The 11,113-nt window shown below is 73.6% G+C and carries 11 protein-coding genes; 8 read left to right on the top strand and 3 right to left on the bottom strand.

Annotated features, from left to right (window positions below):
* The first annotated feature begins 101 nt into the window (after window positions 1-101).
* The gene (locus tag OP04_RS07605) at window positions 102-542 is read left to right on the top strand and encodes a hypothetical protein (RefSeq protein ID WP_157239435.1); all 441 of its coding nucleotides are present in this window, start codon (window positions 102-104) and stop codon (window positions 540-542) included.
* A gap of 28 nt (window positions 543-570) precedes the next feature.
* Here OP04_RS07605 and OP04_RS49290 read toward each other — a convergent pair whose 3' ends face one another.
* Together OP04_RS49290 and OP04_RS07595 are read right to left on the bottom strand one after the other, a co-directional pair.
* Window positions 571-1,032: a hypothetical protein gene (locus OP04_RS49290; RefSeq protein WP_157239433.1), complete on the bottom strand. Its 462-nt coding sequence runs from the start codon at window positions 1,030-1,032 to the stop codon at window positions 571-573.
* 1,005 nt (window positions 1,033-2,037) lie between these two features.
* A complete protein-coding gene (locus OP04_RS07595; protein ID WP_157239430.1) occupies window positions 2,038-2,463 on the bottom strand; it encodes a hypothetical protein in 426 nt (141 codons plus the stop codon).
* Here OP04_RS07595 and OP04_RS07590 point away from each other — a divergent pair.
* The gene (locus OP04_RS07590) at window positions 2,462-2,782 is read left to right on the top strand and encodes a hypothetical protein (RefSeq protein ID WP_157239428.1); all 321 of its coding nucleotides are present in this window, start codon (window positions 2,462-2,464) and stop codon (window positions 2,780-2,782) included. The genes OP04_RS07595 and OP04_RS07590 overlap by 2 nt on opposite strands.
* 60 nt (window positions 2,783-2,842) lie before the next feature.
* On the opposite strand, the gene OP04_RS07585 is transcribed toward OP04_RS07590, so the two are convergent.
* On the bottom strand, window positions 2,843-3,610 hold the full coding sequence (locus OP04_RS07585) for a siderophore-interacting protein (protein ID WP_033338803.1): 768 nt from the start codon (window positions 3,608-3,610) through the stop codon (window positions 2,843-2,845).
* Between the two features lie 101 nt (window positions 3,611-3,711).
* On the opposite strand from OP04_RS07585, the gene OP04_RS07580 reads away from it, so the two are divergent.
* From OP04_RS07580 to OP04_RS07555, 6 genes are read left to right on the top strand one after another with little or no spacing between them, the layout of a single operon-like run.
* On the top strand, window positions 3,712-4,725 hold the full coding sequence (locus OP04_RS07580) for a FecCD family ABC transporter permease (RefSeq protein ID WP_051797248.1): 1,014 nt from the start codon (window positions 3,712-3,714) through the stop codon (window positions 4,723-4,725).
* On the top strand, window positions 4,722-5,768 hold the full coding sequence (locus OP04_RS07575; RefSeq protein ID WP_033338802.1) for a FecCD family ABC transporter permease: 1,047 nt from the start codon (window positions 4,722-4,724) through the stop codon (window positions 5,766-5,768). The genes OP04_RS07580 and OP04_RS07575 overlap by 4 nt, the downstream gene beginning before the upstream one ends.
* Before the next feature lie 22 nt (window positions 5,769-5,790).
* Complete coding sequence (locus OP04_RS07570; RefSeq protein ID WP_456297618.1) at window positions 5,791-6,606, top strand: ABC transporter ATP-binding protein; 816 nt, start codon at window positions 5,791-5,793, stop codon at window positions 6,604-6,606.
* 3 nt (window positions 6,607-6,609) lie between these two features.
* Window positions 6,610-7,617 carry an ABC transporter substrate-binding protein gene (locus OP04_RS49285; protein ID WP_051797246.1) on the top strand — a complete coding sequence of 336 codons (1,008 nt, stop codon included), beginning with the start codon at window positions 6,610-6,612 and terminating at the stop codon, window positions 7,615-7,617.
* A complete protein-coding gene (locus tag OP04_RS07560; RefSeq protein WP_033338801.1) occupies window positions 7,614-9,317 on the top strand; it encodes an ABC transporter ATP-binding protein in 1,704 nt (567 codons plus the stop codon). Before OP04_RS49285 ends, OP04_RS07560 begins: the two co-directional genes overlap by 4 nt.
* Window positions 9,314-11,080 (top strand): ABC transporter ATP-binding protein, encoded by a 1,767-nt coding sequence (locus tag OP04_RS07555; protein WP_033338800.1) that lies wholly within the window; start codon window positions 9,314-9,316, stop codon window positions 11,078-11,080. The genes OP04_RS07560 and OP04_RS07555 overlap by 4 nt, the downstream gene beginning before the upstream one ends.
* Window positions 11,081-11,113 lie beyond the last annotated feature (33 nt).

Genomic DNA, 11,113 nt, shown 5'->3' with positions numbered 1-11,113 from the left:
CCATCCCGTGTCCGGGCGTCGTTCCGGCGCCCGGACACGGCACCCACTCCACCCGCCGAGTCCGAAATTTCCGCATATAGTCGGTGTGGATGGGAGGCGCGATGGCAGTGGCACTGTCGGGTGGAGAGGTCGACTGGCACCTTGCCTACCACCTGGTCGAGTTCGGCGACGGGGACGAGAGCGGCCTGCCCACCCCGCGGCAGGTGGGTCACGCCTGGCTGAGCGCGGGCGTATCGTGCGTGCTGCTGGAGTCGGCCGAGGACATCGGCCGGGTGCGTTTCGTCTTCGAGTCGTGGGACGAGCGCCCACCGGAACTCGACGAGACGGAATGGCCGCTCCAGGAGGAGATCACGCTCGACCTGCCGACCGGCGTGCTGGGCCTGGAGTCGCCGACCCTGGGCGGCATTCCGGACGTGCTCGACGTCGGTGGCCCCGGCCGCTTCCGGACCCGGGTCGCGTGGCGGGAGATCGGCATCATCCTGGATTCGGACGAGCCCGAGGCGTTCGCCCTGGTCCAGCTGTGGCCCGGCACTGCCGACTGACACCGGCCACCACTCGCCTGCGGGACGGTCAGGCGAGGCGGGCGGCGACCAGCGCGAGCGCGAGGCCGAGCAGCGTGGTGAGCCCGCCGAGCGCGATCACCAGGAGCGTGACCTGCCACGCCTGATAGGCGCCGTACAGCGTGCCGCGCAGCGTCTGCCCCATGAACGCGGTCTCGCGCAGCTCGGCGAGCCTCGCATCCGAGGTGTCGGCGAGCGCGGCCGCGGAGACCTCGGCATAGGTGCGCCCGCCGAGCGCGGCCGTGACGTTCGCGCCGATCATGTCCGCGAACCGGCGGGCGGCGCCCCCGGTGGTCACCGGCCGGCCGGTGAAGGCGGCATAGGGATCGCCGGGCTTCCGCTCCGGAAACGTGATCCGCTGCGCCGCGAGCTCACCCGCGACGGCACGCCGCCCCCGATACCCCTGAAGGATCATCACCGGCCCTGCGCCGATCATGATCACGGCGATCACGCCGAGAAGTGCCACAGTCATGCTTCCATGATCGAGTCGCGCGGCGCCGCCCGGCAGAGCACAACGACCCACCCCGAAAGGCCGCCCGGCTCGCGGCTCGCTGCCGGTCTTCGCGCCGGCCGGGAGGCGACAACCCAAGATCAAGATCTAGTTCATCTCCCGCTTCCGGCGTGGTGCGGCAGCGTTGCTCCCGCGGGCAAACCTCGCGCCGGGCTCCGCCGGCGCTCCGCACGACGCGAGGAGCCGGTTCCGCCGTGGTCCCGGAAACCCGCCCGTACCTTGCGGACCTCCGTGCGGCGCGACCGCCGCCCCCGGCGCACGGAGCGCGTGAGCGCCGCCGGCACCCACGCGTCCGGCCGGGAACGTTGACCTCAGGTCGGTGGGTGGTCCGCCGATCCATGCGGCCGTGACGATGCCTTCGAACCGTTCTGCCGCGCGTGGGCGTGGGCGTTGGTTGATGATCGCCGTGGTCACGTCGGTGGCGGCGGCCGGCGGGTACGTCGTCATCCGCGGTATCCGTCGCGCACGAGCCGCAGCTCAGGACCCGTCCCGGCGACCCGGGGCGACGACTCGGCCCCGACGGGCCGTTCCGCCTGCGATCGGCGGGGCTGGGAGAGGGGGGCCGTCGGCCGACCGGTCCGTGGACGTGGGGCCGATGCCGGCGGTCGTCGCATCGACGGTGCAGGGCTCCGGGCAGGCGTGGGACGGTTCCGCGGCGACGATCCAGGCTTCCCGGCAGCCGGCGGAGATCGTCGCATCGACGAGGGGGACGCCCGTACCGGGCATCGCCGCATCCACGGTCGAGGTGCCCCGGCAGGCGCCGGATTCCTCCGCAGCGTCCGTCGAGCCGGCGCCGGGCTCTGTAGCGTCCGTCGAGCCGGCGCCGGGCTCTGCCGTGCCGGAGGTCGAGGCGTCCCGGCCCGCGCCGGATTCCTCCGCACGGCACGCTGCGGGGAAGGCGCCGAGCGCCTCCGTTTCGCAACCTCGAAACTCCCCGCAGGCGACGGACGGTTCCGCTCCTGTGCCTCAGGCCGCTTCGGAGCAGCCGGACGCGGCCAAGACGAAGCCGGGCGTCACCGTGAGTGAGGAGATCGCGATTGCCGCGGTCGTCGCGTTCGCGGTCGGGCTCGGGACGGTGGCGGTGTCCGTCGACCGGCATCCCGTGACGCCGCCGGCCGCCGAGGCCGTCGGCTCCTCGCGGAGCCCGTCCGCCACGGCCTCCGCGCCGATCTGGACGTCGGGACTCAGCCCGTCGCCGACCCGCCGGGCAGCAACTCCGACCCCGGCGGCCCCGAACCCCGCAGCAACCTCGAACCCCGCAGCGACTCCGGCGCCCTCGACACCGCCGGCAACCCCACCGACTACGGCAAAACCGACAAAAACCCCGGCAACCCCCACACCCTCCGCCGCGACCGTGGGCGGCATCCTCCCGCCCGACGTACCCGTGATCATGTTCGGTGACAGCGGGGAGAAGCTGCGGCTCACGCTCGTCGCGATCAACAGGCCCGAGGCTCGGCTCGTCGAGATCACGGTCCGTGCCGAGAACCTCAGCGGCACCCCGTACCGGGAGGATCTCGCGCGCTGGGTCTGGCTCATCGACGCGGACAACCAGTTCTACGGGCGCAGCATCACCCTGACCGAGGCGCGCCGGGACGACGAGAGCCTGCGCACCTTCGTCTTCGAGGTGGACGGCGATCCCCGCCTGATCCGCTTCCGGCTGAGCCTGCGGCCGGGCGCACCCGAACGCACCCAGGACTGGTACCTCGTCTGAGCGCTGGAACTCCCGGGCCGAGAACCACCCGCGCTCAGGTCGCCGGGCGGCGTCGAAGCGCTACCGGCGCCAGTAGCCGCAGAAGTACACCCGGTCCTTCGGCACGTCCAGGTCGCCGCACAGGTGACGGCGCACGGTGGTGACCATGGTCGACTCGCCGGCCACGAACGCGTACGGCGTGCCCGCCGGCAGGCTCAGTGACCGCAGTGTGTCGATGACGACCGAGCTGGTCCCGGGCTCGTCGCCGTTGCGGTGCAGCCAGTGGACCGTCACGCCGGGCGGCGCCGCGATCGGGATCTCGCACGGGGTCCCGCCGCACTCGATGAGCGCCACGGCCACCGCGTCGGACGGTAGTGCCTCGATCGCGGCCGCGATGGCCGGCAGCGCGGTCTCGTCGCCGACGAACAGCTGCCAGTCGGTGTCCGCGGGCGGCGCGTATTCCGCACCGTCGCTGAGCACGCCGATCCGGTCGCCGGGCGCGGCCGCGCCGGCCCACGCGGAGGCCGGCCCGCCGTCGCCGTGCAGCACGAAGTCGATGTCCAGCTCGCGCCGGTCCGCGTCGAAGCGGCGGACCGTGTAGTTGCGCACGACCGGGCGGATCTCGTCCGGCATCGCGCGGACCGCGGGCCACCAGCCGTCGCCGTCCGCGTCCGGGAGCGTGAGCGGCGCGTCCGGGGCCGGGGCCAGGAAGATCCGCACCAGATGGTCGGGACCGTCGTACCCGAAGCCGCCGAGATCCGGGCCGGTGACCGTGATCCGGGTCAGGTGCGGAGTCAGCTGTCGGGTGGTCACCACCTCGGCGGGCAGTGGTCGCCTGGTCACGGACATGTGAGATCTCCTCTGTGGAGGGGTCCTTCCGACCCGGATCGGGTTAGGTTAGCCTGTCCTAGGTTTTGATCTCGAGGTGGAGGCGGGGGAGTGACAGGGGAGTGACAACGGTCCATGCGCCGAAGCGTCTGCTCCCCGGCCTGCTCGGCGCGCTCGTGCTGCTTGCCGTCGTCACCGTGCTCAGCGTCGCGGTCGGCGCGAAGTCGATCTCCATGAACGACGTGGCGGACGCCCTCCTGCACTACCGCCCGGACGACAGCGACCACCTGGTGATCCACACCATGCGCCTGCCCCGGACCGCGGTCGGCCTGCTGGTCGGTGCCGCGCTCGGCGTCGCGGGCGCGGTCATGCAGGGCCTCACCCGCAACCCGCTCGCGGACCCGGGGATCCTCGGCATCAACGCGGGCGCGGCACTGCTGCTGGTGATCGGCATCAGCGTGTTCGGCGTCACGAGCCTCACCGGGTACGTCTGGTTCGGCTTCGCCGGCGCGGCCGTGACCGCGGTGGTCGTCTACGGCATCGGCGCGCTCGGCCGGGATCGGGCCACGCCGGTCAAGCTCGCGCTCTCCGGCGCCGCGGTCAGCGCCGCGCTCGCCTCGATCACCACCGCGATCGTGCTCACCGACACGGACGCGTTCGACCGCATGCGACTGTGGCAGGTCGGCGCGCTGGCCGGCCGGGACGGCGCGCTGGTCACCCAGGCGTTGCCGTTCCTGGTCGTGGGCGCGGTGCTGGCGATCCCGTGCGGACGGCTGCTCAACGCGCTCGCGCTCGGCGACGACGTGGCTCGTGCGCTCGGCCAGCGTGTCGGCCTGGCCCGTGCGCTCGGCGCGCTGTGCGTGGTCGTGCTCTGCGGCACCGCCACCGCGCTGGCCGGGCCGGTCGCGTTCATCGGGCTGACCGTGCCGCACGTGGCCCGCATGATCACCGGGCCGGACTATCGGTGGATCCTGCCCTACTCGGCCGTGCTCGCGCCCGCGCTGCTGCTCGGGGCGGACGTGCTGGGCCGCATCGTGGCGCGCCCGGGGGAGATCCAGGTCGGCATCGTCACCGCCGTGATCGGGGCGCCGGTCTTCGTCGCGCTCGTGCGCCGTCGCGACCTGGCGGAGCTATGACCACCACACTTCAAGGGACGAAGGCAAAGGTCTCGGCGGTACGCCGCCGGAGCGCCGGCCGTACCCTCGGCGTGCTCTTGATTTTGATCTTGATTGTCGCCGGCCTGTTCTGCCTGGCGCTGTCCACCGGTGCGTTCCCGATCCCGCTGTCCAAGGTGCTCGACACGCTGGCCGGGCAGGGCACGCGCCGCGACACGTTCGTCATCATGGACGTGCGCCTCCCGCGCGTGCTCTGCGGGCTGCTCGCCGGCGCCGCGTTCGGCCTGTCCGGCGCGCTGTTCCAGAGCCTGGTCCACAATCCGCTGGCCAGCCCGGACGTCATCGGCGTCACCATGGGCGCCAGCGCCGCCGCGGTCACCTGCACGGTGGTCCTCGGCGTGGTCGGCGCCGCGGTGTCGGTCAGCGCCTTTGCCGGGGCGCTGGCCACCGCGGCGCTGATCTACCTGCTCGCGTGGCGGCGCGGCGTCACCGGCTACCGCCTGGTCCTGGTCGGGATCGGCATCGGCGCGGTGCTCGGCAGCATCGTCTCCTACCTGATGTCGCGGGCGGACGTGACCAGTGCGCAGCAGGCGCTGGTCTGGCTGACCGGCAGCCTCAACGCGCGCTCCTATGAGCACGTGTGGCCGCTGCTCGTCGGGTTCGTCATCCTCGCCCCGGCGGCGCTGCTGCTCACGAACGGGCTCACCGTGCTGCGGCTCGGCGACGAGACGGCCCGCGGGCTCGGCGCGCGCGTGGAGACGCTGCGGCTGACCATCCTGGTCGTCGGCGTGGCGCTGGCCGCGTTCGCCACCGCGGCGGCCGGACCGGTGCCGTTCGTCGCGTTCGTGGCCGGCCCGATCGCGCGCCGGCTGACCGGGGAACGCGGGCTCGCGCTCGCCCCGGCCGCGCTGGTCGGCGCGATCGTCATGGTCGCCTCCGACCTGATCGCCCAGCATCTGCTCACCGACCGTGCGCTGCCGGTCGGCGTGGTCACCGGCGCGGTCGGCGCGCCGTTCCTGCTCTGGCAGCTGGCCAGCGCGAACCGGGAGGGACGAGGTGGCTGACGAGGGCCTGTACGCGGAACGGGTGACGCTCGGTTACGGTGACCGGCCGGTCGTGCGCGAGCTGTCCGTGCGCATCCCGCCGCAGAAGATCACGGTCATCGTCGGCCCGAACGCGTGCGGCAAGTCCACCCTGCTCCGCGGCCTGGCCCGGCTGCTGAACCCGTCCCACGGCCAGGTCGTGCTGGACGGCACCGACCTGCACCGGATGTCCACCCGCGCGGTCGCGCTGCGCCTCGGCATCCTGCCGCAGCAGCCGGTCGCGCCGGACGGCATGCGCGTCGCCGACCTGGTCGGCCGCGGCCGCTACCCGCACCACGGCTTCTTCGACCGGTGGAGCGACGGCGACGACGACGCGGTGGCGTCCGCGCTGCTGGCCACCGGCACCGCGGAGCTGGCCGACCGGTCCGTCGACGAGCTCTCCGGCGGGCAGCGGCAGCGCGTCTGGATCGCGATGGCGCTCGCGCAGCGCACCGGCGTGCTGCTGCTGGACGAGCCGACCACGTTCCTCGACGTGACGCACCAGATCGAGGTGCTGGACCTGCTCACCGACCTCAACCGCCGCGACGGCGTGACGCTGGTGCTGGTCCTGCACGACCTCAACCTCGCCGCCCGGTACGCGCACCACCTGATCGTCATGCGCGACGGCGACCTGGTCGCGGCGGGCGCACCGGCGGACGTGATCACCGAGCGCACGGTCGCCGACGTGTTCGGCCTGGCCAGCAGGGTCGTTCCCGACCCGGTTTCCGGCACCCCGATGGTCGTGCCGATCGGCCGCTATCACGGCGGCCAACCCCTGATCGAGACACCTTCCGCGCCGTTGCGCGCGGAGAAAGGTTGAGTCATGAGCGCCCTCGACACCACCATCAAGAGCCCGCGTGGGTACGACCTGAGCGCCTTCGGGAGACGCCGCTTCCTCGCCGGCGGCGTCGGCATAGCCGGTGCCCTGGCGCTCGCGGCCTGCGGCTCCGGAGACGCGGAGCCGGCCCCTTCGGAGGGGGCCGCCGCCGAGCGTGAGGTCCAGACCGACAAGGGCCCGGTCAAGGTCCCCGCCGCCCCCGCCAAGGTCGTCTGCGCGGACTACTTCGGCGCGTTCGCGGTCGTCGACCTCGGCCTCACGCCGGTCGGCGTCAGCGGCGGCGGCTACGAGGGCACCGGCGCCTACTACGGCGACAGGCTCAAGGCCGTCCCGGTCGTCGGCGACTACACCGAGCCGGACGTGGAGAAGATCGCCGCCGCCGGCCCGGACCTGATCCTGCGCACCATCGACACGCCGGACGCGCTCTACCAGCAGCTCTCCCAGATCGCGCCGACCGTGGTCATCTCGTTCCAGCAGCTGTCCCTGCTCGACGTGGCGGCCCGGCTCGGCGACGTGCTCGGCCGCGGCGGCCCGGCGAAGGAGCTGCTCGCCCAGTACCAGCAGAAGACCTCGGCGGTGAAGTCCACGCACGCGGAGGTGCTCGCCAAGCACACGTTCTCGTTCGTGCAGGTCGCCACCGAGACCGCGTTCTGGACGCTCGGCCCCACCTGGACCGACACCGTCGTGCTCCTCGCCTGCGGCGTGCAGCTGGCGGAGCCGTCCAGGTCGCAGACCGAGCAGACCCAGGAGTACTCGTTCGAGCAGGTCAGTATCCTCGAGCCCAGCGGCGCGCTGCTCATCCCGGCCGGTCCGGACGGCGTCACGGCCTCCCCGGATAATGCGGCCATGACTGATCTTGACGTGTGGAAGAACCTGTCGGCCGTGAAGGCCGGCCGGGTCTACCCGATCGTGTCCGGCGCCTCGTCGCTGGGCACCGCGATCCAGCTCGCCGACCGCATGGACACGGTCCTCACCGAGCTCGCAGCCAAGTGACGGCGGCCGGCGAGCCCTCGGCCGGCAGCGTCACGCGACGCATCCTGCGCCGCCAGCGGGCCCGGATCGGCGTGAGCGTGGTGTTCCTGTGCTCCCATCAGGCCGCCGAGGCTCTCGTCCCGGTGATGATCGGCGTGGTCATCGACCGGGCCGTCGCCACCTCCGACACCCGCGCGCTGCTGATCTCGCTCGCCGGCCTCGCGCTGCTCTTCACGGTGCTCACGTTCTCCTACTTCTTCGGCGCCCGACTCGGGTACGCCGCCGTGGAGAACGAGTCGCACCACACCCGCGTGGAGATCGCCGGTCGCGCGCTCGACCCGCGCGGGCTCAGGTCCGGGCTGCGCGACGGCGAGCTGCTCTCCATCACCGCGTCCGACGCGGAGCTGTCCTCGCTGGTCATCCGCGCGGCCGGGATCGCCGCGGCCGCCACCACCGCACTGGTCGTCTCCGCGATCGCGCTGCTGGTGGTGGACGTGCCGCTCGGCCTCGGCGTGCTGATCGGCGTGCCCGTGGTCGTGTTCGCGCTGCAACGCCTCGCGCCGCTGCTCACCCGGCGCAGCGAGGCCCAGCAGGAGGCGCTGGCCACCACCACCGCGCTCGCGGTCGACCTGGTCTCCGGCCTGCGGGTGCTGCGCGGCATAGGCGCGCAGGACCACGCGGCCCGCCGGTACGCGGCGGCCAGCGCGCACGCGCTCGGTGTCACGCTGCGCGCCGCGAACAGCAAGGGCCTGCACCTGGGCCTGACCACCGCGGTCAACGGCCTGTTCCTCGCCACCGTGGCCGGGTTCGCCGGCTGGCTGGCGCTGCGGGGCCGGCTCTCGGTCGGCGAGCTGGTCGCCGTGGTCGGCCTGGCCCAGTTCATCGCGGAGCCGGTCGGCACGCTCGGCTGGTGCGTGCAGCTGTTCGCCACCGCGAAGGCGTCGGCCGGCCGGGTCGCCCGCGTGCTCGAAGCGGAGCCGCTGGTCACGCCGGGAAGCGCGGGTGCCGGAAAAGCCACGGACACCCGGCTCGCGCTCGACGAGGTCCGCTACGGCAACCTCGACGGCGTGTCGCTGCGGGTCGGCGCCGGCGAGATCGTGGGCCTGGTCGCCTACGACCCGCGCGACGCGGACGCGCTGGTCACGCTGCTGTCCGGGCGGGTGCCGCGCGACGACTACCACGGCACGGTCCGGGTCGACGGCGTGGCCGCGGAGACGCTCACGCTGGACGCCGGCCGCGGCACGGTGCTGGTCGAACAGCACGACGTGGCACTGTTCGAGGGCACGCTCCGCAGCAACCTGGGCGCGTCCCACAGCGACGACGCGCTGCTCACCGCGCTGCGCTCGGCCGGCGCCGAGGACGTCCTGGACGCGCACCCGGACGGGCTCGAACGCGAACTGGTCGAACGCGGCGCCAACCTCTCCGGCGGCCAGCGGCAGCGCATCGGCCTGGCCCGCGCGCTCGCCGCCGCCCCGCCGATCCTGGTCCTGCACGACCCGACCACGTCCGTCGACGCGGTCACCGAGGGCCTGGTCGCGGACGGGATCACCGCCGCCCGCGGCGCGGCGCCGCACGGCACGCTCGTCATCACCAGCAGCCCGGCGCTGCTGCGCGCGGCCCACCGGGTGACCGTGCTGGACGGCGGCCGCGTGGTCGCCGAGGGAACCCACGACGCGCTGGCCGCGGCCGACGCCCGATACCGCGAGGCCGTACTCCGATGAGCACCAACCCGCACCTCCTGCCCACCGCCGGCGCCCGGCAGACCTGGTCCGAGCTGCTCGCCGAGTTCAGACGCCTGCCCGGCCTGAGCGCGGCCGCGGTCGCGCTGCTCGTCGCCGCGTCCGCGTCCGGCCTGGTCGCGCCGTTCGTGCTCGGCCGGCTCGTGGACGACGTGGTCGCCGGCGCCGGCACCGACCGGATCGTCCGCTGGGCCTGCGTGATCGGGGCCGCGGCCGTGGTCGCGGGCGTGCTCACCGCCGCCGGCGCGGCCGTCTCGGCCCGGCTCGGCGAGACCGTCCTGGCCCGGCTGCGCGAACGCGTGCTCGACCGCGCGCTGCACCTGCCGTCCGCCACGCTCGAACGCGCCGGCACCGGCGACCTGGTCGCGCGCGCCGGGGACGACGTCGCGGTGGTCACCACCGCGATCACCGGCATCGGCCCGCTCATGCTCGGCGCGGTGCTCACCATCGTGCTCACCGCGGCCGGACTGTTCACACTGGACTGGCGGCTCGGGCTGGCCGGGCTGATCGCCGCGCCCGCCTACGTGCTGGCGCTGCGCTGGTACCTGCCGCAGTCCACGCCGTACTACGCCCAGGAGCGCATCACCACCGGCGAGCGGTCGCAGGCGATGGCCGGCGCGCTGCACGGAGCCGCGACCGTGCGGGCCTACGGCACCGAGGACGTGCACGTGGCCCGGATCGCGGACCGGTCCGCGGCCGCCCGGGACCTGTCGCTGACCGTGTTCGGGATCTTCACCCGGTTCGGGCTGCGGATCAACCGGTCCGAGTTCATCGGGCTCGGCAGCGTGCTGGTGGCCGGGTTCCTGCTGGTCCGGGCGGATGCGGTCACGGTCGGTGCGGCCACGGCGGCCGCGCTCTACTTCCACCGGCTGTTCAACCCGATCGGCCTGATCCTGATGGAGTTCGACGCCGTGATGCAGGCGGGCGCGAGCCTGGCCCGGCTGGTCGGCGTCGCGTCGTTGCCGGCCGCGGCCGTACCCACGAATGATCTTGAGGTGCAGGACCACGAGGCCGCGCTGAGCGTCACCGTGCGGCGGCATCACTACGAGGACGGGCCGACCGTGCTGGAGGACGTCACGCTCACGCTCGCGGCCGGGGAGCGGGTGGCGCTGGTCGGCGCGTCCGGCGCGGGGAAGAGCACGCTCGCGGCGATCGCGGCCGGCATCATCGCGGCGTCGGACGGGGAGGCGCGGCTGCGGGGCGTACCCCTGAACGATCTTGGTGAAGTGCGGGTGCGCAAGGAGATCGCGCTGGTCAGCCAGGAGGTGCACGTGTTCGCCGGCCCGCTCGCCGACGACCTGCGCCTGGCCCGGCCGGACGCGGACGACACCGAGATCGAGAAGGCGCTCGACCGGGTGGGTGCGACCGGCTGGCTGCGGGCGCTCCCGGACGGGCTCGCCACGCACGTGGGGGAGGGCGGCCACCGGCTGACCGCGGCGCAGGCGCAGCAGCTGGCGCTGGCCCGGCTGATCCTGGCGGACCCGGCCGTGGCCGTGCTGGACGAGGCGACCGCGGAGGCCGGCAGCGCCGGCGCCCGTGACCTGGACCGGGCCGCGGCCGCCGCGACCGAGGGCCGCACCACGCTGATCGTCGCGCACCGGCTGATCCAGGCCGCGGACGCGGACCGAATCCTGGTGCTCGACCACGGCAGAGTGGTGGAGCAGGGCACGCACGCGGAGCTGCTGGCCGCCGGCGGCCGTTACGGACACCTGTGGCAGTCCTGGAATGGAGGCGCATCATCATGAGCACCGCCGAACGCCGCTACGCTGATTTTTACC

It is taken from the genome of Catenuloplanes japonicus (assembly GCF_000717135.1).
GTDB classification, from domain to species: Bacteria; Actinomycetota; Actinomycetes; order Mycobacteriales; family Micromonosporaceae; genus Catenuloplanes; species Catenuloplanes japonicus.
Note: the sequence above shows the minus strand (reverse complement) of the source record. Positions and strands in the feature narration are given on the sequence as shown.

Coding starts and splice junctions, on each gene's coding strand:
- OP04_RS07555 (WP_033338800.1), top strand. CDS start 9,314: ATGAGCACCAACCCGCACCTCCTGCCCACCGCCGGCGCCCGGCAGACC.
- OP04_RS07575 (WP_033338802.1), top strand. CDS start 4,722: ATGACCACCACACTTCAAGGGACGAAGGCAAAGGTCTCGGCGGTACGC.
- OP04_RS07590 (WP_157239428.1), top strand. CDS start 2,462: ATGTTCGGTGACAGCGGGGAGAAGCTGCGGCTCACGCTCGTCGCGATC.
- OP04_RS49290 (WP_157239433.1), bottom strand. CDS start 1,032: ATGACTGTGGCACTTCTCGGCGTGATCGCCGTGATCATGATCGGCGCA.
- OP04_RS07585 (WP_033338803.1), bottom strand. CDS start 3,610: ATGTCCGTGACCAGGCGACCACTGCCCGCCGAGGTGGTGACCACCCGA.
- OP04_RS07605 (WP_157239435.1), top strand. CDS start 102: ATGGCAGTGGCACTGTCGGGTGGAGAGGTCGACTGGCACCTTGCCTAC.
- OP04_RS49285 (WP_051797246.1), top strand. CDS start 6,610: ATGAGCGCCCTCGACACCACCATCAAGAGCCCGCGTGGGTACGACCTG.
- OP04_RS07595 (WP_157239430.1), bottom strand. CDS start 2,463: ATGATCACGGGTACGTCGGGCGGGAGGATGCCGCCCACGGTCGCGGCG.